The sequence below is a fragment of the Actinomadura nitritigenes genome (assembly GCF_017573545.1).
GTDB lineage: Bacteria > Actinomycetota > Actinomycetes > Streptosporangiales > Streptosporangiaceae > Spirillospora > Spirillospora nitritigenes.
Genome location: NZ_JAGEOK010000001.1, coordinates 536,862 through 562,249, shown reverse-complemented (window position 1 = coordinate 562,249; position 25,388 = coordinate 536,862). Strand labels below are relative to the sequence as shown.

The window sequence follows — 25,388 nt, the reverse complement described above, 5'->3', positions numbered from 1 at the left end:
CGGGACCACTACGCGGCTCGGTCCACGACCTGACAGCAGCCCGGATCTGGGGTGTCATCCGGGCCCTGGCGGCCACCGGGCTGCCGGTGCTGGCCGATAAGGCCTACCAGGGCGCCGGCACGCACATTCTCACGCCCTACAAGGGACGTGACAAGCCCGAACCGCTCAAGGACGCCAACCGTGCACACGCCAAGCTCCGCGGACCCGGAGAACGCGCGAACGCCCAGCTCAAGTCATGGCGAATCCTACGGAAGCTGCGCTGCTGCCCCCACCGCGCCGGCCGCATCGCCAAGGCCATCCATACCCTGCAACTCCGCGAAACCGCAGCACGCTGAAAAAGGCTCAGTCTCGGCGGTGGTGGTTCTGCTCGCGAGAGGACTGCCTGGCGATCCATCCGGGCTTGGATCGCCTGCTGGTCGCCGTACAAGAGCACGTCGGCATAGCCCGGTGTCTGCAGCAGGCCGTAGATCACGAGCGGTTCGTAGGCGCGCAGGATCTCCGCTTGGCCTTCGTAGTCGGGCCACTCCGCGAAGTACTCGGGGAATGCCGCCGACCGGCCGTCGAAGAGGCCGTCGTGGAGGTGGGCGAGGGCGTCGCGGGTGTCGAGGACGCGGTCGCAGTCCTCGGCGAACCCGCGGTCGCAGCCGGACTCGCCGCGCTCGATCTCTCCGATGGTGGACGGGGCGTAGGGGATCAGTGCGGCGAGTTGCGCGAGGGACAGGTCCGCGAGGGTCCTGTAGCGGCGCACCTCGGAGCCGAAGAGGTCCAGCGGGCCGCGGGACGGTGTGAGGCGCTTCGGGCGTTGCGGCATGTCCGCCTCCAGTGATGACCGTGCGATGACCGGTGATGGACGCGAAGTCACGGCGATGCCTGCCACCTCGCGCTTCTCCTGCCCGCAGCATCGCCGCCGGGAGACGCTCCGGCCACAGGAATCCATGGAGTCTTCCGAGGTGAGCCGGTATGTCCGCTATGGCGTTTGCGGCCGAAGGTCCGCACACGATCGTCCTCGAACCGAACGTGCATGCGCCTCTGCTTGCGCGGCGGTTTCTCGCCGCGTGCTTCGCCGAGTGGGGGATCGAGGACGACCATCTCGGGCGGCTGGTCGTCTGCGAGCTGGTCACCAATGCCTGGCGGCACGGCGAGGGGCCGATCGTCGTCCGGCTCTACCTGGACGCGCGGGACGGGCTGCCGGTGGTCGAGGTGTGGGACTCGGGGGCGGGCCGCCCGGTGGTGCGGCCGCCGGACGACGGGGCGGTGTGCGGGCGGGGGCTGCTGCTGGTCGCCGGGTTCGTGCGGGGGTGCTGGGGCGTCCGGCCGCTGAACGAGGGAGGCAAGGCGGTGTGGGCGAAGCTGCCGCGGGGCGAGGGCGAGTAGCTTGATGTCGAGATAAATTGGATGTATCTTGACATCAAGAAAAAACCTGCGGAAGTTAGGCGGACCCGGTTCTCGGTCAAGGGCTTGACTAGGGCAGGATCAAGGTAGACGAGCACACCCGCCTCGCCGCGCGCCGCGCCGCCCGACCCGCGCCGGCCGCGAGGGCGGGCGCACATTGAACATCACGATGAACGTCGCCGCGCGGTCATGTCCCGGACCGGACGCGCGGCGTGTGACGGAGGAGGAGTCCGTGTCCGCGAACAGCTTCGGCAGCCTGAGCAAGCTGCAGGTGGGCGGCAAGTCGTACGACATCTACCGGCTGGACGCCGTCGAGGGCTCGGCCCGTCTCCCGTACAGCCTGAAGGTGCTGCTGGAGAACCTGCTGCGCACCGAGGACGGCGCGAACGTCACCGCCGAGCACATCCGCGCGCTCGCCCAGTGGGACGCCAAGGCCAAGCCGAGCAAGGAGATCCAGTTCACCCCGGCCCGGGTGATCATGCAGGACTTCACCGGCGTGCCGTGCGTGGTGGACCTGGCGACGATGCGCGAGGCCGTGCGGGACCTGGGCGGCGACCCGACGAAGATCAACCCGCTGGCGCCCGCCGAGATGGTCATCGACCACTCCGTCATCGTGGAGTACTTCGGCTCGCCGCAGGCGTTCGAGCGCAACGTGCAGGTCGAGTACGAGCGCAACAAGGAGCGCTACCAGTTCCTGCGCTGGGGGCAGACGGCGTTCGACGAGTTCAAGGTCGTGCCGCCGGGGACGGGCATCGTCCACCAGGTGAACATCGAGCACCTGGCCCGCGTGGTGTTCGACCGCGACGGCGTCGCCTACCCCGACACCTGCGTGGGCACCGACTCCCACACCACGATGGAGAACGGCATCGGCGTGCTCGGCTGGGGCGTCGGCGGCATCGAGGCCGAGGCCGCGATGCTCGGCCAGCCGATCTCCATGCTGATCCCGCGCGTGGTCGGCTTCAAGCTGACCGGTGAGCTGCCCGCCGGCACCACCGCGACGGACCTGGTGCTCACCATCACCGAGATGCTGCGCGAGCACGGCGTCGTCGGCAAGTTCGTGGAGTTCTACGGCGAGGGCGTGCACGCGCTGCCGCTGGCCAACCGCGCCACGATCGGCAACATGAGCCCCGAGTTCGGCTCCACCTGCGCGATCTTCCCGATCGACGACGAGACGCTGAACTACCTGCGCCTCACCGGCCGCAGCGACGAGCAGGTCGCGCTCGTCGAGGCGTACGCCAAGGAGCAGGGCATGTGGCTCGACCCGTCGGTCGAGCCGGAGTTCTCCGAGTACCTCGAGCTGGACCTGTCGACGGTCGTGCCGTCGCTGGCCGGCCCGAAGCGCCCGCAGGACCGCATCTCGCTGGCGGACGCCAAGCAGACCTGGCGCCGCGACGTGCAGAACTACGTCAAGGTCGCGCTGGGCCCGGCGGACGAGGCGTCCGACGAGTCCTTCCCCGCCTCCGACTCCCCGGCCGTCGGCCGCGACGGCGCCGGCGACAAGCCCCGCCACGTGGACGCGAACGGCTCGGGCCGCCCGCACAAGCCGGTGCCGGTCACGCTGGAGGACGGGACGACGTTCGAGCTCGACCACGGCCACGTCGCGGTCGCCGCCATCACGTCCTGCACCAACACCTCGAACCCGTACGTGATGATCGGCGCGGCGCTGCTGGCGAAGAAGGCCGTCGAGAAGGGCCTGACCCGCAAGCCGTGGGTGAAGACCTCGCTGGCGCCCGGCTCGCAGGTCGTCACCGACTACTACGAGCGCGCCGGCCTCACCCCGTACCTCGACAAGATCGGCTTCAACCTGGTCGGGTACGGCTGCACCACCTGCATCGGCAACACCGGCCCGCTGCAGCCGGAGATCTCCAAGGCCGTCAACGACAACGACCTGGCGGTCACCGCGGTGCTGTCCGGCAACCGCAACTTCGAGGGCCGCATCAGCCCCGACGTGAAGATGAACTACCTGGCGTCCCCGCCGCTGGTCATCGCCTACGCGCTGGCCGGGACGATGGACATCGACATCCTCAACGACCCGATCGCCGAGGGCACCGACGGCCCGGTCTACCTGCGCGACCTCTGGCCCGCCGCCGAGGAGGTCGCCGAGATCGTCGAGTCGTCCATCGGCAAGGAGATGTTCACCAAGGACTACGCCGACGTCTTCAAGGGCGACGAGCGCTGGCGCGGCCTCGACATCCCGACCGGCGACCTGTTCGAGTGGGACGACGCGTCCACCTACGTCCGCAAGGCGCCGTACTTCGACGGCATGGGCGCCGAGCCGGAGCCCGTCTCCGACATCCGCGGCGCCCGCGTGCTGGCCAAGCTCGGCGACTCGGTCACCACCGACCACATCTCGCCCGCCGGGTCCATCAAGGTCGGCACGCCCGCCGCGCAGTACCTGCAGGACAACGGCGTCGCGGTGAAGGACTTCAACTCCTACGGCTCGCGCCGCGGCAACCACGAGGTGATGATCCGCGGCACGTTCGCCAACATCCGGCTGCGCAACCAGCTGCTGGACGACGTGGAGGGCGGCTACACCCGCGACTTCACGCAGGACGGCGCGCCGCAGTCGTTCATCTACGACGCCGCGCAGAACTACGCCGCGCAGGGCACCCCGCTGGTGGTGCTGGCGGGCAAGGAGTACGGCTCCGGCTCGTCCCGCGACTGGGCCGCGAAGGGCACCGCGCTGCTCGGCGTCCGCGCCGTCATCGCGCAGTCCTACGAGCGCATCCACCGCTCGAACCTGATCGGCCTCGGCGTCCTGCCGCTGCAGTTCAAGGAGGGCGACTCCGCCGAGTCCCTCGGCCTGACCGGCACCGAGACGTTCGACATCACCGGCGTCACGGCGCTCAACGAGGGCGGCGTCCCGAGCGAGGTGGCGGTGAAGGCGGACGACAAGGAGTTCACGGTCGACGTCCGCATCGACACCCCCGGTGAGGCGGACTACTACCGCAACGGCGGCATCCTCCAGTACGTCCTGCGGAACCTCATCCGCAAGTAAGGACCGCTGAGGAACGGGCCGCCTCCCCGCAGGGGGAGGCGGCCCGTCGTCATTCGCCGGAGGCGGCGGGGATGCGGGTGCGGGTGGCGGGGGCGCGGCGCCCGACGATGAAGTACAGGACGATCGCGGCGCTGAGCGCCAGCGAGCCGACCGGGCTGACGAGGGCGACCCCCGCGGCGACCGCGTAGCCGACCGGGCCCAGCAGGGACCGGGCGCGGGCGCGCCGCGCCTCGTCGCGCGCCCGCGGATGCATCAGTGCGGGGCGGCGGCACAGGTGGTTCCAGAACAGCGTGAACCACAGTGACGCCGCCGCCATGGACACCCCGTAGAACACCGCCGCGGCGGGCGCGTCGCCCCGGCCGAGGTGGTTGCCGAGGGTGGCCGCCGGCAGGGGCAGGAACGCGATCGTCGCGAGCATCCCGAGGTTGAGGAACAGCAGGCCCCGGTCCACCTTCAGCACCTGGTGGAACAGGTTGTGGTGGTGGATCCAGGCGATCCCGATGATGAGGAACGAGACCGCGTAGGCGTCCAGCGCGGGCCATTCGTGCCGCAGCCCGGACCAGACGCCCTCGCCCGCGCCCGGCGGCTTGACCTCGAGGATCAGCAGGGTCGCCGCAATGGCGAAGACGCCGTCGCTCAGCGCCCGCAGCCGTTCGGGGGAGATGTGCTGCTCGTCGTCCTCCCCCGGAGCGGCGGCGGGCGGTTCGGTGGGGAAGTCGGCGGCCACGGTCGTCTCCTCGCGATGTGATCGGCAGGCGACAGAGTAGGGCAGCCTGGACGAACCGGCGAGCCGGGCGGGCGCCCGGAGCCGGTCAGCGCCCGGTCGGCAGGCTGAGGCCGCCGTTGCACTCGATGACCTGGCCGGTGACGAACCCGTTGGCGGCGGCGAGCAGGACGGCGTGCGCGACGTCCTCGGGCCGCCCCACCCGGCCGACCGGCAGCACGGCGGCGTGCTGGGCGAACATCGCGTCCCGCTGCTCGGCGGGCATCCCGTCCCACCACGGCGTCTCGATGACGCCGGGGGAGACGGCGTTGACGCGCAGCGGCGCCAGCTCGGTCGCGAGCGGCCGCACCATCGCCTCCAGCGCGCCGTTGATCGCGGCGAGGCCGGCGGTGCCGGGCAGCGCCGCGCGGGCGGACGAGGCGGTGATGAAGGTGACCGAGGCGTCCTCGGTGAGCCGCGGCAGCGCCGCCTGGACGATCCGCAGGTGCAGCCAGAACTTCGCCTCGAAGCCGCCGCGGAGGTCGCCGAGGTCCAGCGTCGCGAACGGGCCGGCGCCGGATCCGCCGCTCAGCGCGAGGACGAGGTGGTCGTAGCGGGTGTCCTCGGCGAAGAACGCGGTCACCTCGTCGGGCGAGGAGGCGTCGACGCGGCGGGCGGTGAGGCCGTCCGCGGCGGCCTTGGCGAGGCGCTCCTCGTCCCGGCCGGTGATCACGACGTCGGCGCCCTGGCGGGCGAACAGCTCGGCGGTGGCCGCGCCGATGCCCGAGGTGCCGCCGAACACGAGGGTGCGCTTTCCGGTGAGGACCATGGCCGGCTCCTTTATTGTCGAGACGTTCTGTCTCGGCAAGTATTCATCGAGACCGACGGTCTCGTCAAATGGGTAGGGTGGTGCCATGAGTGACAGCCGACGGCCGCACACCGGCCGGCGCCGCAACGAGGCCGCACGGCGCGCGATCCTCGACGTCGCCGTCGACCTGCTCGCCCGCGACGACGGGACCCCCGTCACGATCGACTCGCTCGCCGCGGCCGCCGGCGTCGGCAAGCAGACGATCTACCGCTGGTGGCCGTCCAAGGGTGCGGTGCTGCTGGAGGCGATGGCCGAACGCGCGGGCACCGACATCCCCGTGCCCGACACCGGTACGCTCCGCGGCGACCTCGAAGGCTTCCTGGCCGCGACGTTCCGCGGCGCCGGCCAGCGGCTCACCGCCACCGTCCTGCGCCACTCGATGGCCGAGGCGCAGCGCGACCCGCACGCGCGCGAGCACATGCGCGCGTTCGTCGAGTCGCGGCGCCGCGTGCTGACCGGGCTGCTGGAGCGGGCGCGCGACCGCGGCGAGATCGCGGCCGGCGCCGACCTCGCCCTGATGGTCGACCAGGTCTACGGCGTGCTCTGGTACCGCGTCCTCGTCGGGCACGAGCCGCTCGGCGACGCGCAGGCCGCCGAGCTGGCCCGCGCCCTGTGCGACCAGGCGGCCGCCCGCCTCGGCGGCGACGCCCGCTGACCCGCGGGACCGCCGCGTCCGGCCCGGTCCCCCGTGCACGAGCCTGCTGTTCGCTCGTGCGGGGGGCCGGGCCGTTTTCGTTTCCGCTCTTGACAGGACGGCAGCGGTACATCGATGGTGTGTGAACGATCACGTGAACGTTAATGTGACGCAGCCGACACCGGAAGGCTCCCGCCAGCATGAGGACCCCCCGTCCCCCCGCCCGCCCGGCCGCCGCGCTCGCCGCGGCCGCCTGCGCCGCCGCGGTGCTCGTCCCCGCGGCGGCCGCGCAGGCCGCCGCGCCGGGCCGGCACCCGCGCGGCTTCGATCTGCGGATCGCCACCTACAACACGTGCGGGCACGGCTGCCTGCCGACCGAGCAGGAGTGCGTCGACACGATCGGGCGCGACTGCGCGACCAAGCTCGCCCCGTGGGCGGACGGACGCGCCGCGCAGGTCGCCGACGACATCGTCCGCGCCCGCGCCGGCGTCGTCGTCACGCAGGAGATCGGCAACAACCCCACCCCGACCCAGCCGGGCGTGGACGTCGAGTCGTTCCGCGCGCCGCTGACCGCGGCGATGCGGGAGCGCGGCTACGCCGAGGCGCCCGCGGACTACGCGGGAACGCGCAACCCCTGGTACGGCTACCCGCTCAAGTCGGGCGCGGGCCGGTTCACCTACTACGACGCCCGCCGGTTCTCCGCCGAGGACGAGCGCGGCCGGGCCCTCCCGCACGACCTGCTGTGGCTGCCCGACTCCACCGAGATCTACGGCAAGACGATGACGTGGAACGTGCTGCGCGAGCGCCGCACCGGCACCCGCTTCGTCGTCGTCGACATGCACCTGGAGTACCGCAAGAACGGCGCGACCGACCCCAACGGCTGGACCAAGAACTGGGACCAGGTCCGCTACGCCGACGCCACCCGCACCGCCCAGTACCTCACCCGCGACAACCCCGCCACGCGGCGGCTGCCGGTCGTGTTCGCGGGCGACATGAACTCCGCCTCGAAGGAGGACGGCGCCAGCGCCTACGACGCGTTCGCCGACCTCGGCTACACCGACTCCTTCGAGGCGGCCCCGGCGAACCGGCGCACCGGCGCCGAGTACGCGTCGTTCAACGGCGGGAAGATCCCGCTGCCGAAGTCGGAGGACAAGATCGACCACATCTTCGTCAAGGCCGGCACGCCCGTCCGGCAGTGGACGCTCGTGCCGCAGACCACCGCGCAGGCGGGCGAGCCGCGCGACCTGCTGCGCTCCGACCACAACCTGGTGGACGCCACCGTGAGGATCGAGGGGGCCGCCCGATGACCACCGCCGCGAGCGGACGCTCCCTGGCCGCCGAGCTCCGCAAGGCCGACCCCGCGCTGTCCCGGTTCGACCCGCTGGACCGGATCCTCGTCCACGACGACTTCAACACCGGCACGCACGGCTGGATCGAGCTGCTCGGCAACTACGACGGGCACGGGAACCTCGACACCGTCGACGACCACATGCGCGACTTCCGGCCGCCGCAGCTCAGCTCGTGCAACTTCTTCGACGTCGGCACGCACGGCGCGATGTCCGGGACGTACGCGCTGAAGGTCGCCACCCGGCCGCTCGCCGGGCACACCGGCGTCGCGATCCGCCGGCTGACGATGGCGGGCCGCGGCCGCGTGCAGTTCGAGGCGTACCTGACCTTCAAGACCGAGGCGGCGTCGGAGGAGAACCAGGCGGCGGCCAAGGCGGGCGCGGGCGAGTGGGACGCGAACCTGCACCCGTCCGAGCAGCAGTTCGGCGCGTTCACCATCGCGACCGACATCTGCGACGGCGTCCGCTACCACTGCGTCGCCCGCTACCTGAACACCGACCTCGACAACAACCTGCGGCGCGAGTGGGTCTACCCGAAGGTGCCGGAGCCGACGCCGCGCGAGCACTTCGAGGGCAAGCTGAAGCTGCCGCCCACGGCCGACTTCACCGCTCCCGACCCGGACGACTGGAAGGCGTTCGGCGGGCCGCAGGAGCTCTGCTACAACGAGGTGCCGACCAAGGTCAACTGGCACTACGTGCGGTGGCTGATCGACACGAGCACGCGCTCCAACGTCGAGCTGCAGGTCAACGACACCGTCTACGACATGCGCGACGTGCCCGTCCCCCCGTACGACGAGGAGTACGGGTCCCTGCAGAACCTGCTCAACTTCTACGTCTCGGTCAGGACGCACACCGACGTGCGCAACTTCCTGTACCTGGACTCGGTACTGATCTCGGTGGACTGGTGAGGAGCCCCGGCAGCATGCGCGAGTCGTTCACGGCCGTCCTGGAACGCAACCGCACCCTGGCGGGCGAGTTCGCGACGGAACCCTACGAGGCGGCCTGGGCCGCGGAGGCGCGCTGGTTCGTCCGGACGCTGAAGCGGACCGGCTCCGGCACCCGGCTGCGGGTGACGACCCAGATCTCGCCCGACGGCCTGCACTGGTGCGACCTCGACGCGGGACGCGAGATCACCGGCGACCTGGCCAGCTGGGAGTCGGCCGGCTTCGGCGGCTGGCTGCGCCTGAAGGGCACCGTCGAGGCGGGGGACGGGCCCGGGACCGGGCCGGACCCCACCGCCACCGTGATGATCTATCTCGCGCTGAAGAGCTGAGGGAGCGCCGTCATGGACCTGCGAAGGCGCGAGTTCCTCGCGCTGGCCGGCCTGGGCGCCTCCGCCGTGGCGCTCGGCGGCTGCGGCGGAGCGGGCGGGGCCGCGCCGCGCGGGTCGCTGCGCGCCGCGTTCGGGCAGCCGGTCACCGACCTCGACCCGTACAACGCGGGCACCGCGGTGGACGAGGCGTCGCTGATCGTCAAGCGGCTGGTCTTCGACACCCTCGTCCGCCGCGACGAGGCGGGCCGGCTGGTGCCCGGCCTGGCCGCGTCGTGGCGGCGCGAGAACGACACCACCTGGGTGTTCCGGCTGCGCCCCGGCGTGCGCTTCCACGACGGGAGCCCGCTGACGGCCCGCGACGTCGTCGCCTGCCTCGACCGGACGAAGGCGGTGAAGTCGGCGCAGAGCGCGCTGTGGGCGACCGTGAAGTCCGCGCGGGCCGACGACGACACCACGGTCACGTTCGTCACGGACGGGCCGATGGGGACGCTGCCGGTGAACCTGACGCTGCTGTTCATCGTCCCGGCGAGGCTCGTCGCCGACCCGGCGCAGAAGCGCCGGCCCATCGGCTCCGGGCCGTTCCGCGTCACCGGGTTCACCCCGTCCACCGCCGTCGAGCTGGCCCGCTTCGACGGGTACTGGGCGGGGCCGGCCCGGCTGCCGGGCATCTCGATGCCGTTCATCGCCGAGACGTCCAGCGCGATCACGGCGCTGCGCAACGGCGACGTGGACCTGCTGTGGCCCGTCCCGTCCGACCAGCTCGGCGAGGTGACGGGCAAGCGTGGCGTGCGGGTCGCGTCGGTGCCGAGCTGGACGTACTACCTGACCTGGTTCAACTGCGGGCGCAGGCCGTTCACCGACCCGCGGGTCCGGCGGGCCATGGTGCAGGCCCTCGACATGGACGAGATCGTCGGGAAGCTGTTCGGCGCGGGCGCGCGGCGGATGGACGCCCCGATCCCCGCCACGGTGTTCGGCCACGCCGCGCAGCGGCCCTACGCCCACGACCCGGGCGCCGCCCGGAAGGCGCTGCGGGACGCGGGCCTCGGCGACGGGTTCACGACCACGATGATGTGGTTCGACGCCACCGGCCCGCTCGCCCGCGAGCTCGCCCAGTCGATGATCTCGGCATGGAAGGACGTCGGGGTGACCGTCCGGCCGCAGAGCATCGAGAAGGCCGAGTGGCTGCAGCGCCTCAACGGCCTCGACTGGGACATGGAGCTCCAGACCAACACGGTGACGACCGGGGACGCGGCCTTCACCCTCGGCCGCCTCTACACCTCCAAGGCGAACCGGATGGGCTACAAGAACCCCGCGCTCGACACGATCCTCGCCGAGGCGGGGCAGGCGGCCGGGTCCGGCGACCGGGCCCGCCTGTACGCCGAGGCGTGCAGGATCGTCTGGGACGACGCGGTCGGGGTCTTCCCCGCCGCGCTCACCACCGCCTACGGCCTCGGATCCGGCATCACCGGGTTCGTCCCGGCCGCGAACAACCAGCCCGACCTGTCCACGGTCACGAGGAGGACGCCATGACGCCGCGCCGCCGGGCCACCCTGCGCGACATCGCCGCCGCGCTCGACCTGTCGGTCAACACCGTGTCCCGCGCCCTCGCAGGCAAGGACGCGGTGAGCGCCGAGACCCGGGAGCGGGTGCGGGCCGAGGCCGACCGGCTCGGGTACGTGCCGAACACGATGGCGCGGTCGCTGGTGCTCCAGAACGCCATGACGATCGGCCTGGTCATCACCAACCCCTCCAACCCGTTCTACGCCCGGCTCATCAGCGCGATCGAGGAGCGCGGCCGGGTGCACGGCTACTCGCTGATGCTGATGGTCACCGAGGACAGCGCCGAGAACGAGCGGCGCGTCGCCGAGGAGCTGATGCGCTGGGGCGTCGACGGGGTCCTCGCCGTCCCCGTGCAGCACGGCATCGACCACTGGGAGCGGCTCGGCAAGTCGGGCACGCCCGTCCTGCTGCTGAACCGCGACCTGCCCGGCCTCGACGCCGACCTCGTCGGCGTCGACTACTACGACAGCGCCCGCCGCGCCACCGAGCACCTGGTGGACGGCGGCGCCCGCGAGCTGTACCTGGTCGAGGAGGACCTCGACATCTCCCCGGTCGCCGAGCGGATCCGCGGCTTCCGCGCCGTGCTGGCCGAGCGCGGCATCGAGATCCGCGACGACCACGTCCTGCGGGTGCCGACCCGCCGCCGGGAGGCCAGCTCGCAGCCCTGGGACCCGATCGACTCCTACGCGGTCGGCCGCCGGCTCGCCGCGCGGATCGAGCCCGGCTCCGCCGTCCTGGCGGGCAACGACTACTTCGCGCTCGGCCTGTACCGGGCGTTCACCGAGCACGGCCTGTCCATCCCCGGAGACGTCGCCGTCGCGGGGCACGGCGACCACCCGTTCGCCGCCTACCTCGCCCCGCCGCTCACCACGGTCCGGCTGCCCGCCGCGCGCGTCGGCACCACCGCCGTCGACCGGCTGCTGGAGCGGATGGCGGGCGCGCCGCCCGCGGACGTCCCCGGCCGGACGCTGCTGACCGCCGACCTCGTCGTCCGCTCCTCCACCCGCGGGCCCGCGCCCTCGGGCGACCGGACCGGGAGGACGTCCTGATGGGCCGCTTCCTGCTCCGCCGCGCCGGCCAGGCCGTCCTCGTCGCCTGGGGCGCCGTCACGCTGGTGTTCGTGGTCGTGCGGGTCGTCCCCGGCGACCCCGCCACCCTCATCCTCGGCCCGGACGCGAGCGCCGACCAGCTCGCCTCCGTCCGCGCCGACTTCGGCCTCGACAAGCCCCTGTGGCGGCAGTATTTCACGCACATGGGCGAGGTGCTGCACGGCGACTTCGGCGACTCCTGGCGGCTCGGCGGCGGCGCGATGAGCGCCACCCTGGACCGCTTCCCCGCCACCCTCGCGCTCGCCGCCCTCGCCCTCCTCATCACCGTCGCCGCCGGGTTCCCCCTCGGCATGCTGTGCGCGCGGCGGCCCGGCCGGATCCTCGACGCGCTCGTGTCCGCCGGCTCCCTCGTCGGGCAGGCGCTGCCGTCGTTCTGGCTCGGCATCGTGCTGATCCTGCTGTTCGCCCGGCAGCTGCACTGGCTGCCCAGCACCGCGGGCGGCGGCCCCGAGGCGGTGATCCTGCCGTCGGTGACGCTCGCGCTGCCGTTCGTCGGCTGGCTCGCCCGGCTCGTCCGCAACGGCGCCCTGGAGGAGATCGGCAAGGACTACGTCCGCACCGCGCGCGCCAAGGGCACCGGCGAGGGCGCCGTGCTGTACGTGCACGTCGCCCGCAACATCGCGCTGCCCGTCGTGACCGTCCTCGGCCTGCTGATGGGCAACTTCATCGCCAACGCCGTCATCGTCGAGGTGGTGTTCTCCTGGCCCGGCCTCGGCTCGCTGATGGTCGACGCCATCACCAACCGCGACTACGCCGTGGTCGAGGCCGCCATCGTGACGATCACGGTCTGCTACATCGCGCTGAACCTGGTCGTCGACGTCCTGTGCGTCGCCCTCGACCCGCGCCTCACCCCGCAGAACGCATGAACGGGAGCACACCATGAGCGCCATCGCCGCCGCGCCCGCGCCGGCCGCCGCCGAGCCCCGAGGGCGCCGCGGGCGCCGGCTGCCGGTGCGGGCGTGGATCGGGCTCGCCGTCGTCGGGCTGTTCGTCCTGGCCGCGCTCCTCGGGCCGGTCCTGACGCCCTACGACCCGGTCGCGACCGACCTGCCGCACCGCCTCCTGCCGCCCGGCTCGCGGCTCGGGGACGGGTCGGTCGCCTGGCTCGGCACCGACCAGCTCGGCCGGGACATGCTCACCACCCTGCTCGCCGGCAGCCGCGTGTCCCTGCTGGTCGCCGCCGCCACCGTCCTCGCCGGCGGCGCCGTCGGGCTCGCCGCCGGGCTCGTCTCCGGCTACTTCGGCGGCTGGGCCGACACCGTCCTGTCCCGCGTCGGGGACGTCCAGCTGGCGTTCCCGTCGATCCTGCTGGCGATCCTCATCGCCGGGGTCCTCGGCCCGAGCGTCACCAACGTCGTCATCACCCTGGCCGTGACCCGCTGGGTGGTGTTCGCCCGGGTCGTGCGGGCGTCCGCGCTCGCCACGCGGGACCTGGAGTTCGTCGACTCCGCCCGCGTCCTCGGCGCCGGCCACCTGCGGATCCTCCTGCGGCACGTGCTGCCGTCGTGCTGGCAGCCGCTGCTGGTCGCCGCGACCGTCCAGATCGGCCTGGTGATGGTCGCGGAGGCGTCGCTGAGCTTCCTCGGCCTCGGCATCCCGCCCGACCAGGCGTCGTGGGGCGCGACCGTCTCGGCGGGCCGCGACTACCTCGGCTCCGCCTGGTGGATCTCCACGATGCCCGCGATCGCGCTGGCCGCCGTGGTCACCGGAGTCGGCCTCGTCGGCGACGCCTTCCGCGACCTGGCCGACCCCCGGGCCCAGCTCTGAGAGGCACCCCCATGACCATGTCAGCCGTCCACCCCGTCCCCACCCCGCCCGGCGAGGACGCCGCCGCGCAGCTGCGCGGCGTCCACATCGGGTTCCGTTCCGGCCGGCACGTCACCCCCGTCGTCCGCGGCGTCTCGCTCCGGCTGCGCCCCGGGCGCGTCCTCGCCCTCGTCGGCGAGTCCGGCAGTGGCAAGAGCCTCACGTCCCTGGCCCTCATCGGGCTGCTGCCGCCCGGCGCCGAGATCACCGCCGGGAGCGTCGTCCTCGGCGGCGACGACACCGCCGCGTTCACCGCGCGGCAGTGGCGGGAGGCGCGCGGCAGCCGGGTCGCCATGGTCTTCCAGGACCCGATGGCCGCGCTCAACCCGGGTTTCGCCGTCGGCCGCCAGATCGCCGAGCCGTTCCGCCGCCGGCTCGGCGCGAGCCGCCGGGAGGCGCGCGAGCGGGCCGTCGCGCTGATGCGCGAGGTCGGCATCGCCGACGCCGGGTCGCGGTACGGCGACCGTCCGCACCAGTTCTCCGGCGGCATGCGGCAGCGCGCCGTGATCGCGATGGCGCTGGCGCTCGGCCCGTCCGTGCTGCTCGCCGACGAGCCCACCACCGCCCTCGACGTGACCGTCCAGGCGCAGATCCTGCGCCTGCTGGCCCGCCGGCAGCGGGAGGCGGGGCTCGCCACGCTGCTGGTCTCGCACGACCTCGGCGTGGTGGCGCGGATGGCCCACGAGGTCGCCGTGATGTACGCCGGGCGGATCGTGGAGCAGGGGCCGCTGGACGCCGTCTACACGCGCCCCGCGCACCCGTACACGCTGGGCCTGCTCCGGGCCGTGCCGGACGGGAGGGAGGGCGGCCGCCTGACCCCCGTCCCGGGGCTGCCGCCGGATCCGCGGCGCCCGCCCGGCGGCTGCGCCTTCCATCCCCGCTGCCCGTTCGCGACGGACGTGTGCCGGACCGAGGACCCGCCGCTCGCCGGGAGCGGCGGGCGGTCCGTCGCCTGCCACCACGCCGACGAGGTGGGCGCCGCCCACGACACCGAGGAGGACCGATGACGGCGACCGCGCACGGCACCGCGGCACCGGCCGGGGACGCCGGCGTCGTCCTGCGGGTCGGCGGCCTGGAGGCCGGCTACCAGCGGCCCGGCCGGCACGGGTTCGGCCGGCGGCGGGTTCCCGTCGTCGCCGGGCTCGACCTGGCGGTCCGGGCGGGCCGGACGCTCGGCGTCGTCGGCGAGTCCGGCTGCGGCAAGTCCACGCTCGCGCGGGCGATCGTGGGGCTGATCCCCGCGTTCGCGGGGACCATCGAGTTCGACGGCGCGGACCTCGCGTCGATGCCGCCCCGGCGGCGCCGCCGCGTGAGCCGCGACGTGCAGATGGTGTTCCAGGACCCCTACACCTCGCTGAACCCGCGCATGACCGTCTCCGCGGTCGTCTCGGAGGGATGGCGGGTGCACTCCGGCATCGTGCCGCGCGACCGCGAGGACGCCGAGGTCGCCCGCCTGCTGGAACTGGTCGGCCTGCGGCCCGAGCACGCCGCCCGGCGCCTGCACGAGCTGTCCGGCGGGCAGTGCCAGCGCGTCGCCATCGCCCGCGCGCTCGCGCTGCGGCCCCGGCTGATCGTCTGCGACGAGGCGGTGTCGGCGCTGGACGTGTCGGTCCGCGCGCAGATCCTCAACCTGCTGGCGGACCTGCAGTCCGAGCTGGGCGTGGCGTACCTGTTCATCTCCCACGACCTCGACGTCGTCCGGCACATCGCGGACGAGGTGGCGGTGATGTACCTCGGCACCGTCGTCGAGCAGGGCCCCGCCGACCAGGTGTTCGGCGATCCCCGGCATCCGTACACGCGGGCGCTGCTGTCGGCGGTCCCCTCGGTGCGCGACCGGCCGGACGACGACGCGCGGGAGATCGTCCTCGAGGGCGAGGTGCCGTCGCCGGCGGCGCCGCCGAGCGGGTGCAGGTTCCGCACCCGCTGCTTCATGGCCGCCGGGACGTGCGCGGAGAAGGTGCCGGAGCTGACCGTCCGGGAGGGGACGGCGCACGCGGTCGCCTGCCACTTCGCGGACGCGGACGCCGGGACGGCGGTCTAGCGCTCGGTGACGAGGCGCAGCCCGAAGCCGATGAAGGCGAGGCCGGTGACCTGCTGGAGGCGCCGCCTGACGGCCGGGCGCGCCAGCGCCCGGCGCGCCGCCCCGGCGGCGCCCACCACGCCTCCGAGCCACAGCAGGCCCTCGACGGTGTGGATCGCCGCGAACGCCATGCTCGTCCCGAACACCGGCGCGCCGTGCGGGACGAACTGCGGCATCAGGCTCATGTAGAACACACCGACCTTCGGGTTCAGCAGGTTGGTGGTGACCCCGGTGCGGAACGCGGCGAGCGCGGAGACCGGCGCGTCCGGCTCGGCGGCGGGCGCGCCGGACCGGCGGCGGGTCCGCCAGAGCGCCTGGGCGCCCAGCCAGAACAGGTAGCAGGCGCCCGCGACGCGCAGCGCGTCGAAGGCGAAGCGGGACGCGGCGAGCAGCGCGGTCAGTCCCGCCGCGCTCGCCACCGCCCAGGTCAGGCACCCGGACGCGACTCCGGCCGCGGCGAGGCAACCGGTGCGGCGGCCGGCGGACACCGTGGTCCGGACGACGAGCATCGTGTCCAGTCCGGGCGTGACGGTGACGACGGCGGCCACCGCGGCGAAGGCAAGACAAGCGGTGAGCATTCAGACATTCTGCCAGGAATGTTCGGGGCCGCCGGGGGAACGGCGGCGGGGCACCCTTTGATTGGATCGGAGCATGGCTGACACCAGGAAGATCGGAGACCTCGACGTCCACCCGCTGTCGCTCGGCGGCAACGTGTTCGGCTGGACGGCGGACCGCGACCACTCGTTCGAGATCCTCGACGCCTACGCGGCGGCCGGCGGCAACTTCGTCGACACCGCCGACTCGTACATGGCGTCCGCGCCCGGGAACGTGGGTGGCGAGTCCGAGACGATCATCGGCGACTGGATGGCGGAGCGCCGCAACCGCGACGGCATCGTGGTGGCCACCAAGGTCGGGCGGCACCCCGACCGGCGCGGCCTCGCGCCCGCGAACATCCGGGCCGCCGCCGACGACTCGCTGCGGCGGCTGCGCACCGACCGCATCGACCTCTACTACACCCACTTCGACGACCCGTCCGTCCCCGTCGGGGACATCATGGGGACGCTGGACGAGCTGGTCCGCGCGGGCAAGGTCCGCGAGATCGCGGTGTCCAACATCGAGCCGGACCGGCTCGAGGCGTCGCTGGAGTTCAGCGAGCGCGAGGGCACGGCCCGCTACGCGGCGATCCAGCCGCACTACAACCTGGTGTCCCGCGACACCTACGAGGGGCCGCGCCGCGACCTCGCCGAGCGGTACGGGCTGGCCTGCGTCCCGTACTACGGCCTGGCGTCGGGGTTCCTGACCGGCAAGTACCGTCCGGGATCCGAGGTGGACAGCCCGCGCGCCGGCCGGGCGGGGGAGTACCTGAGGACCGAGCGGGGGCGCCGGGTGCTGGCCGCCCTCGACCTGGTCGCCGAGGAGCAGGGCGCGCCCGTCGCGACGGTCGCGCTCGCGTGGCTCGCCGCGCAGCCGACGGTCGCCGCGCCGATCGCGAGCGCCCGCACGCTGGAGCAGCTCCAGCCGCTCCTCCGGCTGCCCCGCACCACCCTCACCGACGCCCAGCTCGCCGCGCTCACCGACGCGTCCGCCTGATCAAAGATCGCAGGTCGGAAAAGTCGGGATGTACCGTTCCATGGCGTGCCCTCATCCGAATTCCTGCTGATCGGCGGTCTGGCCGCGCTGCTCGGCGCCGTCGTGCAGAGCAGTGTCGGCCTCGGCGTCGGACTCGTCGCCACCCCCATCGTGACGATGCTGTTCCCGTCCCTGATGCCCGGCGCGATCCTCGTCATCGCGCTCGCCCTGCCGGTCGCGACGCTCGCCCAGGAGGTCCGGCACGCCGAGCTGCGGGGCCTCGGCTGGGCGTTCGGCGGGCGCCTCGCCGGGACCCCCGTCGGGGCGTGGCTGGTTGCGACCGCCCCGGACCGCGTCCTCGGCGTCGTCATCGGCGCCGTCGTCCTCGCCGCGCTCGCCGTGACGACCTGGACGCGGGAGGTGCCGCGCAACCGCCGCACGCTCGCCGTCGCCGGCGTCATCTCCGGCACCACCGCCACCGCGTCCGGCATCGGCGGCCCGCCGATGGCGCTGCTCTACCAGCGCGAGAGCGGCCCCCGCGTCCGCGCCACCCTCGCGGTCTTCTTCATCGCCGGCGCGCTGCTGTCGCTCGGCACCCTCGGCGCCGCCGGCCGCCTCCCGGCCCGGCAGATCACCGCCGGCCTCGAACTGCTCCCGTTCGTCTACGCCGGGTTCTTCGCCGCCGGCCCGCTGCGCCGCTACCTGGACGCCGGACGCCTGCGCCTCGTGCTGCTCGTCGTCGTCGGGACGTCCGCGGCCGTCCTGATCGTCCGTAACCTGATCTGATGCGCCCCACCAAGGCCGACCTGGAAGCCGCCCGCGACCGCCTGATCCCCGACGTCCTGCCCCCGGACGGCGAGCCGCTGCGGGTCCTGTTCAGCGGCATCAACCCGGGCCTGTACTCCGCCGCGACCGGCCACCACTTCGCCCGCCCCGGCAACCGCTTCTGGCCCGCGCTGCACCGCTCCGGCTTCACCGACCGGCTGCTCCACCCGTCCGAGCAGCACCTGCTGCCCGCCTACGGCCTCGGCATCACCAACATCGCGCCCCGCGCCACCGCCCGCGCCGACGAGCTGACCGACGAGGAGCTCCGCGAGGGCGGGCGCCGCCTCACCGCGCTCGTCGAGCGGCACCGCCCCGCCTGCCTCGCCGTCTGCGGCGTCACCGCCTACCGCACCGCGTTCGGCCGTCCCCGGGCCGGGATCGGCCCGCAGGACGAGACGTTCGGCCCCGCGAAACTGTGGATCCTGCCGAACCCCAGCGGCCTGAACGCGAGCTGGCAGCTCGACCGCCTCGCCGCCGAGTTCGCCCGCCTCCGCGAGGCCGCCGACGCCGTCAGGACGAGTGGTCGAGCGCGGCGGTCGCCGCGAACATCGTGCTGATCTCGGTGACCAGCGCCGGCTTCGGCTCCCACAGGCCCGGGCTGCGGCCGAGCGCCACGATGGGCCGGGGGAGGGCGCGGACGCCGCCGAGGTGCCAGTGGTGGGCCCCCGGGTCCGCCCACGGGCCGCAGTCGCAGGAGCCGTCCCGCGCGGCGGCGGAGCAGACCCCCTCGAGCTCGGCGACGGCGATGATGGCGCCGATCGTGGCGAGCGGGTCGCGCGGGTCCCAGCCGGCCGCCTGGACGAGCGGCGAGTCGCACGCCTTCAGGTCGACGCGCATGGACGCGTGGACGAGCAGCGGGCCGCGGTAGGCGGTCGGCAGGTTCTCGTTCGAGACGGTCTTCCCGCCACGCGCGATCGCGAACGCCCACGGCTGCTGAACGCTCAACGCCTGCACGCGGTCACCTCCTGTCGGCCCGAAGAGTGATCGCGCGGGTCCGGCCGGACGGTCGCCGCCGGGGTGCCGCGCGATGATGCCCGAGAGGCTAGGCGCATCTTCGCCCGATTGCCAATGCGGGAGGCGAGCGGCTCGTGCGTGGCCATTCCGATCCCCTTCGATCACTGATGTGACGCCCGAGGACCGTGCCCGGTTGACGTGCCGGCGGGACGGAAGGGACATCCCGGTGGGACGGACGGGGCCTGCGGTGCGGCGGATCGGCGCGCCGCGGGAGACCGGGCCGTGGGAGAGCGGGCCGCAGCGGAGAAGGGGCGCCCCGGCCGATCGCCGGAGCGCCCCGTCCGTCCCGTCTCAGCCCTTCAGGGCGCCCGCCATCAGCCCGCGCATGAAGAACCGCCCGAGCAGCAGGTAGACCAGCAGGGTGGGCAGCGACGCGAGCAGCGCCTCGGCCATCTGCTGGTTGTACTGGACGGCGACCGCGCCCGATCCCGCGGTGTTGTTCAGCATCACCGTGACCGGCCAGCTGTCGGGCGCGCCGAGGAACACCGCGAACAGGAAGTCGTTCCACATCGAGGTGAACTGCCAGATCACCGTCACCGCGAACGCGGGCCCCGACACCGGCACGATGATCGACCAGTACGTGCGGATCAGGCCGGCGCCGTCGACGCGGGCCGCCTCGATCAGCTCGTCCGGGATCGTCACGTAGTAGTTGCGGAAGATCAGCGTGCAGATCGGGATGCCGTAGACGACGTGCGCGAGGACCAGGCCCCGGATCGTCCCGACCAGCCCCATGTTCGTCAGCAGCCCGGCCAGCGGGATCATCACCGCCTGGTACGGGATGAACATCCCGAACAGGAACAGGGTGAAGACCGCGTCGGCGCCGGGGAAGCGCCACTTCGACAGCACGTACCCGTTCAGCGAGCCGAGCACCGCGGAGATCAGCGAACCGGTCACCGCGATCTTGACGCTGTTCTCCAGGCCGGGCTTCAGGGCGTCCCACGCCGAGCTCCACCCGGAGGTGCTCCAGTGGTGCGGCAGGTTCCACGCGCTGCTCGGATCGGCCTCCTGCAGCGGCTTGAAGCTGGTGACGACCAGGACGTACACCGGGATGAGGAACAGGATCACGAACGCCAGCAGCAGCACCGGCCGGGCGATCCGCAGGGTGCGGGCCGCCGCGCCGGCCCCGGCCGGGGGCCGGGCCGCGCCCGCCGCGGTCATCGGGTCCGCTCCGCCCGCACCGACCACACCAGGTACGGGATCACCAGGAGCGCCACCGCGAGGAGCAGGTAGGTGGCGATGGTGGCGCCGTTGGCGGGGTCGTGCCGGTCGAAGATCTCCACGTACGTCGCGATGGCGGGGACGTAGGTGATGATCTGCTTGCCGGCGATGGCCATGATCAGGTCGAACACCTTCAGCGAGATGTGCCCGAGGATGATCAGCGCCGACAGCGTCACCGGGCGCAGCTGCGGGAAGACCACGTACCGGTACACCTTCCACTCGGACGCGCCGTCGACGCGCGCGGCCTCCCGCAGCTCCTCGGGGACGCTGCGGAACCCGGCGAGGTACAGGGCCATGACGTAGCCGGACATCTGCCAGATCGCGGGGAGCGCCATCGCGGCCATGCCCCAGTGCGGGTCCTGCCACCAGTCGTTCGCCAGCGCATTCAGGTGCAGCTTGTCGAACAGCTGGTTGAACCCGACGGCGCGCTGCGGCGGCGCCGGGTTCATCAGCCACCGCCACACCACGCCGCTGGCGATGAACGACACCGCCATGGGGAACAGGTAGACGACCCGGAACGACGCCTCGCCGCGGATCCCCTTGTCCATCAGGAACGCCAGGAACGCGCCGAGCAGGAGGGCGCCGAGCACGAACACGGCCGTGAACAGCAGCGCGTGCTTCACCGCGCCCGGCCAGCTCGGCTGGTGCCACAGGTCGACGAAGTTCCTGCCCTTGTCGAACCCGTACGGCGACACCTCGTCGTGCTTGCCGCTCAGCGCCACCCGCGTGTTCCAGAAGATCAGCCCGTAGACGAACAGGCCGATCGCCACGATGGACGGCGAGACCAGCAGCAGACCCGGCAGCCACCTCCTGCTCCGGCGCAGGTTCCAGCGGCGTCCCGTGCCCCCTCCCGTCACTGACCGCTGTTCTTCGCGGCGGCGACGAGCTGGGACTGGAGCTTCCCGACGTCCTTGCTCTGCAGGAACAGGCCCACCGCCGTGTCGATGTCGGTGTGCTGCTTCTTGCTGGCGTTGACGCCGTGCCAGAAGGAGCCCGCGAGCTTGGTGGCCGGGTTGTTCCACTGCTCGAACGCGTACTTCAGGTAGCCGGTGCTGTACAGGCTCCTGTCGGCGTCCTTGCGGGCGGGGACGGAGCCCTTCTTCGGGTTGAAGAGGTCCTGGCCCTCGCGGCTGGACACCTCCTTCAGCCATGCCAGCGCCCCGGCGCGGTGCGGCGCGCCCTTCGGCAGCGTGAAGCTGTCCGACAGCCACAGGTAGGTGCCGTCGGTGCCGGGCGTCGGCGCGTACTTGAAGTCGGTGTCGAGCTTCTTGCCGAGGCCGTTCGGCGCGCTGCCGACGAAGTAGCCGTACGCCCAGTCGCCCATGATGTTGAACGCGGCCTTGCCGTCCACGACGGCCTTCGCGGCGCCCTGCCAGTCGGTGGACGCGGCTTCGGTGGTCGTGTACTTCAGGATCTCGGCGTAGTCGTTCAGCGCCTTCGTCATCGCCGGGCTGCTCCAGTCGGCGCCCGGCTTCCACAGCGCGTTGTAGGCGTCGGTGCCGAGGTCGCCGAGCAGCACGTTCTCCAGCAGGTGGTCGGCGGTCCACTGGGCGCCGAGCGAGAGCGGCACCTTCTTCGTCTTCTCCTTGACCGCCTTCAGGTCGGCGATGAACTCCGGGATCGACTTCGGCGCGTCGGAGATGCCGGCTTCCTTCAGGATGCCCGGGTTGTACCAGAGCATGTTGGAGCGGTGGATGTTCACCGGCACCGAGTAGATGTGGCCCTTGTAGCTGATCTGCTGGAGGAGCTGCTGCGGGTAGACCGACTTCAGGTTGTTCTGGTCGTAGAAGGAGTCCAGCGGCTCGATCTGCCCGGCCTTGATGTAGTCGAGCAGCTCGGCGCCCGCGTGGCCCTGGAAGGAGTCCGGCGGCTTGCGGTTCTGCAGCCGGCTCGCCAGCACCGCCTGCGCCTGCGTGCCGGACCCGCCGGCGATCGCGGCGTTGACGAACTTCGTGCCGGGATTCTTCTTCTCGAAGTCGGCCTTCATCGCGGCCAGGCCGTCGGCCTCACCCGGACCGGTCCACCACGAGAAGACCTCGACCTGGGACTTGTCGTTGTTGCCCTTGCTGCCGTTTCCGCCGCACGCCGAGAAGGCGAGCGCGCCGGTCATCGCGACGGCCGCGAACGCCGTCCAGCGGTGCCGGGGAGCACGTCCTAGCATCGTCCGTCCCTTCGGTAACCCCCGGGGTAAGCAAGCGTCCGTTCGGGACGAGACTGGGTCAACACCGGGGACGGAAAAGTGATCACTCGGTTACCGGCCGGGGGCCGGGCGCGCGGCGCGCGCCCGGCCCCCGGATTGGTCCTGCGGACGGGGTCGCCCCGCCCCTCCCGGCGGCTACCAGGGAAGGGCGGGCGGCAGCGTCGCGGTGCCGGCGTCGGGCCAGTCGCGCGGCTCGCCCAGCGGGGCCAGCTCTTCGAGCTGCAGCCGGTACCACGGCGAGGACTCCGGCCGGCCGGCGAGGTCGAGGCACTGCCGCCACGTCCACCACTCCGCGTCCTCGACCTCGTCGGGGTTGCGGCGGACGGGCGTGCCGGCCGGGACGTCGGCGCGCACCACCGGGCAGCGCTCGTTCTCGAGGGTGCCGTCCTCGGCGACCGCCCGGTACTGGAACGCCGGGAGGACGGATGTCAGGGACACGCCGGAGATGCCCAGCTCGTCCTGCAATCGCCGCACCACGGCGTCGCGCAGCCCCTCGCCCGGACCGGGGTGGCCGCAGCAGCTGCCCGTCCAAACGCCCGGGAACGTCCGCTTCGACAGGGCGCGGCGAGTGATCAGCACGCGACCCTCCGTGTCCACCACATAGCAGGAAAAGGCCAGGTGGTACGGCGTGTCTCTATGGTGACTCGCGGCCTTGGGGGCGGTTCCGACCGCCTCGTCATCCGCGTTGAGCAGTACGATCTCTTCGACGGCCATGCTCTTTTCCTACCCCATCGGCCCCGCCGGGGTCAGTCGTTTCACACCCCGCGGGGAGGTCCCCTCCGGCGCGTCGCGGGCGAACCGGGATTAAACTCGGAACGGCCCGAGCCAGGGGAACCGGTCCCCGACGGAGGAGTTGACACGCGTGAGCCTGCTGGAGTCGATCAAAGGTCCCGACGACCTCAAACGACTGGACGCCGCGCACCTGTCAAGCCTCGCGGACGAGATCCGCGACTTCCTGATCGACGCGGTCGCCAAGACCGGCGGCCACCTGGGCCCCAACCTCGGTGTGGTCGAGCTCACCATCGCGCTGCACCGGGTGTTCGACTCGCCCAAGGACAAGATCCTCTGGGACACGGGGCACCAGTCCTACGTGCACAAGCTGCTCACCGGCCGGCACGACTTCACCCTGCTGAAGCGGCGCGGCGGCATCTCCGGCTACCCCAGCCGGGCCGAGTCCGAGCACGACGTGATCGAGAACTCGCACGCCTCCACCGCGCTGTCCTACGCCGACGGGCTGGCCAAGGCGTTCGAGCTGCGCGGCGAGAGCGACCGGGTGGTCGTGCCCGTCGTCGGCGACGGCGCGCTCACCGGCGGCATGTGCTGGGAGGCCCTCAACAACATCGCCGAGGGCAAGGACCGCCGGGTCATCATCGTCGTCAACGACAACGGCCGCTCCTACTCGCCCACGATCGGCGGGCTGGCGAGCCACCTGGCCGCCCTGCGCGTCACCCCGACCTACGAGCAGGCCCTCGATCTCGTCAAAAGGACCGTTCCCAGGGCGCCCGTCGTCGGGAACGTCGCCTACGAGGCGCTGCACGGGATCAAGAAGGGCCTCAAGGACATCCTGCAGCCGCAGGCCATGTTCGAGGACCTCGGCCTCAAGTACATCGGCCCCATCGACGGGCACGACGAGCAGGCCGTCGAGCACGCGCTGCGCAAGGCGCACGCGTTCGGCGGGCCGGTGATCGTGCACTGCATCACCCGCAAGGGCCACGGCTACTCGCCCGCGGAGAACGACGAGGAGGAGCAGTTCCACTCGCCGGGCCCGTACGACCGCGAGACCGGCGTGCAGAAGCCGAAGGGCCGCATCTGGACCAACGTGTTCAGCGAGGAGATGGTCAGGATCGGCCGGGAGCGCCGCGACGTGGTGGGGATCACCGCCGCGATGCTGCACCCGGTCGGGCTGGCCGAGTTCGCCGCCGCCTACCCGGACCGGATCTACGACGTCGGCATCGCCGAGCAGCACGCGGTGACGTCCGCCGCCGGGCTCGCCCTCGGCGGCCTGCACCCGGTCGTCGCGGTCTACGCCACGTTCCTGAACCGGGCGTTCGACCAGGTGCTGATGGACGTCGCGCTGCACGGGCAGGCGGTCACGTTCGTCCTGGACCGGGCCGGCGTCACCGGCGACGACGGGCCGTCCCACAACGGCATGTGGGACCTGTCCCTGCTCCAGCTCGTGCCGGGCATGCGGATCGCCGTCCCGCGCGACGGCGCCCGCGTCGCCGAGCTGCTGCGCGAGTGCCTGGCGGTCTCCGACGGGCCGACCGCGCTGCGCTTCCCCAAGGGCGCCGTGGCCGCCGACCTGGACGCCGTCGACCGCATCGGCTCGATGGACGTGCTGGCCCGCCACCAGGGCGCCAACGGCGCCGACGTGCTCATCGTCGCCGTCGGCGCGATGGCGACGGCCGCGGTCGAGGTCGGCGGGCGCCTGGCCGATCAGGGCATCGGCGCCACCGTCGTGGACCCGCGCTTCGTCAAGCCCCTCGACCCGGCCCTGCCGGACGCGGCCGCCGCGCACAGCATGGTCGCCGTCGTCGAGGACAACGGCCGGGTGGGCGCCGTCGGCGACGCCGTGGCCCGCCTGCTGCGCGACGAGGGCGTCGACACCCCGGTCCGCACCTTCGGCATCCCCCAGGAGTTCCTGGACCACGCCAAGCGCGACCTGATCCTCGCCGACTGCGGCCTCACCCCCCAGGACCTGGCCCGCGACATCACCGAGGCCGTCGCCCGCGTCACGGCGGCGGACGCGCCCGAGCCCGCCACCTCCGACTGACGCCTCCGGGAGCGCCGCCG

Annotated in this window: 25 protein-coding genes and 1 pseudogene; 17 read left to right on the top strand and 9 right to left on the bottom strand. The window is 72.6% G+C overall.

Features of this window, described 5'->3' with window-relative positions; translation table 11 throughout:
* On the top strand, window positions 1–335 hold a 335-nt coding region (locus J4557_RS02310; protein WP_243775100.1), incomplete at its 5' end, for a transposase family protein.
* Window positions 336–400: 65 nt separating this feature from the next.
* On the opposite strand, the pseudogene J4557_RS52125 reads toward J4557_RS02310, so the two are convergent.
* A pseudogene (locus J4557_RS52125) lies at window positions 401–811 on the bottom strand (helix-turn-helix domain-containing protein); the annotation flags it as partial.
* 149 nt (window positions 812–960) lie between these two features.
* On the opposite strand from J4557_RS52125, the gene J4557_RS02300 reads away from it, so the two are divergent.
* A complete protein-coding gene (locus J4557_RS02300) occupies window positions 961–1,374 on the top strand; it encodes an ATP-binding protein (RefSeq protein WP_208264595.1) in 414 nt (137 codons plus the stop codon).
* A 250-nt stretch (window positions 1,375–1,624) separates the two neighbouring features.
* Window positions 1,625–4,390 carry an aconitate hydratase gene (locus tag J4557_RS02295; protein WP_307799305.1) on the top strand — a complete coding sequence of 922 codons (2,766 nt, stop codon included), beginning with the start codon at window positions 1,625–1,627 and terminating at the stop codon, window positions 4,388–4,390.
* Between the two features lie 49 nt (window positions 4,391–4,439).
* Here J4557_RS02295 and J4557_RS02290 read toward each other — a convergent pair whose 3' ends face one another.
* Both J4557_RS02290 and J4557_RS02285 read right to left on the bottom strand, forming a co-directional pair.
* Entirely contained in the window at window positions 4,440–5,117 is a 678-nt protein-coding gene (locus J4557_RS02290; protein ID WP_208264594.1) for a TMEM175 family protein, read from the bottom strand.
* An 85-nt stretch (window positions 5,118–5,202) separates the two neighbouring features.
* Window positions 5,203–5,922 (bottom strand): SDR family oxidoreductase, encoded by a 720-nt coding sequence (locus tag J4557_RS02285; RefSeq protein WP_208264593.1) that lies wholly within the window; start codon window positions 5,920–5,922, stop codon window positions 5,203–5,205.
* Window positions 5,923–6,007: 85 nt separating this feature from the next.
* Between J4557_RS02285 and J4557_RS02280 the strand changes: the two genes are divergently transcribed.
* The 10 genes from J4557_RS02280 (at window position 6,008) to J4557_RS02235 (ending at window position 15,730) form a co-directional block, all read left to right on the top strand.
* Complete coding sequence (locus J4557_RS02280; RefSeq protein WP_208264592.1) at window positions 6,008–6,616, top strand: TetR/AcrR family transcriptional regulator; 609 nt, start codon at window positions 6,008–6,010, stop codon at window positions 6,614–6,616.
* Between the two features lie 179 nt (window positions 6,617–6,795).
* Window positions 6,796–7,902 carry an exonuclease/endonuclease/phosphatase family protein gene (locus J4557_RS02275; protein ID WP_208264591.1) on the top strand — a complete coding sequence of 369 codons (1,107 nt, stop codon included), beginning with the start codon at window positions 6,796–6,798 and terminating at the stop codon, window positions 7,900–7,902.
* Window positions 7,899–8,849: a DUF6772 family protein gene (locus J4557_RS02270; protein ID WP_208264590.1), complete on the top strand. Its 951-nt coding sequence runs from the start codon at window positions 7,899–7,901 to the stop codon at window positions 8,847–8,849. The genes J4557_RS02275 and J4557_RS02270 overlap by 4 nt, the downstream gene beginning before the upstream one ends.
* A gap of 14 nt (window positions 8,850–8,863) precedes the next feature.
* On the top strand, window positions 8,864–9,214 hold the full coding sequence (locus J4557_RS02265; RefSeq protein ID WP_208264589.1) for a hypothetical protein: 351 nt from the start codon (window positions 8,864–8,866) through the stop codon (window positions 9,212–9,214).
* A gap of 12 nt (window positions 9,215–9,226) precedes the next feature.
* Window positions 9,227–10,744 (top strand): ABC transporter substrate-binding protein, encoded by a 1,518-nt coding sequence (locus J4557_RS02260; RefSeq protein WP_208264588.1) that lies wholly within the window; start codon window positions 9,227–9,229, stop codon window positions 10,742–10,744.
* A complete protein-coding gene (locus J4557_RS02255; RefSeq protein ID WP_208264587.1) occupies window positions 10,741–11,823 on the top strand; it encodes a LacI family DNA-binding transcriptional regulator in 1,083 nt (360 codons plus the stop codon). The genes J4557_RS02260 and J4557_RS02255 overlap by 4 nt, the downstream gene beginning before the upstream one ends.
* Window positions 11,823–12,749: an ABC transporter permease gene (locus tag J4557_RS02250; protein ID WP_208264586.1), complete on the top strand. Its 927-nt coding sequence runs from the start codon at window positions 11,823–11,825 to the stop codon at window positions 12,747–12,749. The genes J4557_RS02255 and J4557_RS02250 overlap by 1 nt, the downstream gene beginning before the upstream one ends.
* Window positions 12,750–12,762: 13 nt before the next feature.
* Window positions 12,763–13,650: an ABC transporter permease gene (locus J4557_RS02245; RefSeq protein ID WP_208264585.1), complete on the top strand. Its 888-nt coding sequence runs from the start codon at window positions 12,763–12,765 to the stop codon at window positions 13,648–13,650.
* Window positions 13,651–13,661: 11 nt separating this feature from the next.
* A complete protein-coding gene (locus J4557_RS02240) occupies window positions 13,662–14,696 on the top strand; it encodes an ABC transporter ATP-binding protein (RefSeq protein ID WP_208264584.1) in 1,035 nt (344 codons plus the stop codon).
* Window positions 14,693–15,730 carry an ABC transporter ATP-binding protein gene (locus tag J4557_RS02235; protein WP_208264583.1) on the top strand — a complete coding sequence of 346 codons (1,038 nt, stop codon included), beginning with the start codon at window positions 14,693–14,695 and terminating at the stop codon, window positions 15,728–15,730. Before J4557_RS02240 ends, J4557_RS02235 begins: the two co-directional genes overlap by 4 nt.
* Here J4557_RS02235 and J4557_RS02230 read toward each other — a convergent pair.
* Window positions 15,727–16,347, bottom strand: coding sequence for a LysE family translocator (locus tag J4557_RS02230; protein ID WP_208264582.1), 621 nt, complete (start codon window positions 16,345–16,347; stop codon window positions 15,727–15,729). The genes J4557_RS02235 and J4557_RS02230 overlap by 4 nt on opposite strands.
* A gap of 73 nt (window positions 16,348–16,420) precedes the next feature.
* Here J4557_RS02230 and J4557_RS02225 point away from each other — a divergent pair, with 73 nt between their 5' ends.
* From J4557_RS02225 to mug, 3 genes are read left to right on the top strand one after another with little or no spacing between them, the layout of a single operon-like run.
* Window positions 16,421–17,359 carry an aldo/keto reductase gene (locus J4557_RS02225; protein ID WP_208264581.1) on the top strand — a complete coding sequence of 313 codons (939 nt, stop codon included), beginning with the start codon at window positions 16,421–16,423 and terminating at the stop codon, window positions 17,357–17,359.
* Window positions 17,360–17,404: 45 nt separating this feature from the next.
* Complete coding sequence (locus J4557_RS02220; RefSeq protein ID WP_208264580.1) at window positions 17,405–18,124, top strand: sulfite exporter TauE/SafE family protein; 720 nt, start codon at window positions 17,405–17,407, stop codon at window positions 18,122–18,124.
* The gene (gene mug, locus J4557_RS02215) at window positions 18,124–18,720 is read left to right on the top strand and encodes a G/U mismatch-specific DNA glycosylase (protein ID WP_208264579.1); all 597 of its coding nucleotides are present in this window, start codon (window positions 18,124–18,126) and stop codon (window positions 18,718–18,720) included. Before J4557_RS02220 ends, mug begins: the two co-directional genes overlap by 1 nt.
* Here the strand turns inward: mug and J4557_RS02210 are convergent.
* The 5 genes from J4557_RS02210 to idi form a co-directional block, all read right to left on the bottom strand.
* Window positions 18,674–19,117, bottom strand: coding sequence for an ASCH domain-containing protein (locus tag J4557_RS02210; RefSeq protein ID WP_208264578.1), 444 nt, complete (start codon window positions 19,115–19,117; stop codon window positions 18,674–18,676). The two genes, mug and J4557_RS02210, sit on opposite strands and share 47 nt — an antisense overlap.
* A gap of 351 nt (window positions 19,118–19,468) precedes the next feature.
* Window positions 19,469–20,335 (bottom strand): carbohydrate ABC transporter permease, encoded by an 867-nt coding sequence (locus J4557_RS02205; protein WP_208264577.1) that lies wholly within the window; start codon window positions 20,333–20,335, stop codon window positions 19,469–19,471.
* Window positions 20,332–21,252, bottom strand: coding sequence for a carbohydrate ABC transporter permease (locus J4557_RS02200; RefSeq protein ID WP_307799304.1), 921 nt, complete (start codon window positions 21,250–21,252; stop codon window positions 20,332–20,334). Before J4557_RS02200 ends, J4557_RS02205 begins: the two co-directional genes overlap by 4 nt.
* Complete coding sequence (locus J4557_RS02195; RefSeq protein WP_243775099.1) at window positions 21,249–22,556, bottom strand: ABC transporter substrate-binding protein; 1,308 nt, start codon at window positions 22,554–22,556, stop codon at window positions 21,249–21,251. Before J4557_RS02195 ends, J4557_RS02200 begins: the two co-directional genes overlap by 4 nt.
* A 174-nt stretch (window positions 22,557–22,730) precedes the next feature.
* Complete coding sequence (gene idi / locus J4557_RS02190) at window positions 22,731–23,309, bottom strand: isopentenyl-diphosphate Delta-isomerase (protein WP_208264576.1); 579 nt, start codon at window positions 23,307–23,309, stop codon at window positions 22,731–22,733.
* 148 nt (window positions 23,310–23,457) lie between these two features.
* Here idi and dxs point away from each other — a divergent pair, with 148 nt between their 5' ends.
* Window positions 23,458–25,368 carry a 1-deoxy-D-xylulose-5-phosphate synthase gene (gene dxs, locus J4557_RS02185; protein ID WP_208264575.1) on the top strand — a complete coding sequence of 637 codons (1,911 nt, stop codon included), beginning with the start codon at window positions 23,458–23,460 and terminating at the stop codon, window positions 25,366–25,368.
* Window positions 25,369–25,388 lie beyond the last annotated feature (20 nt).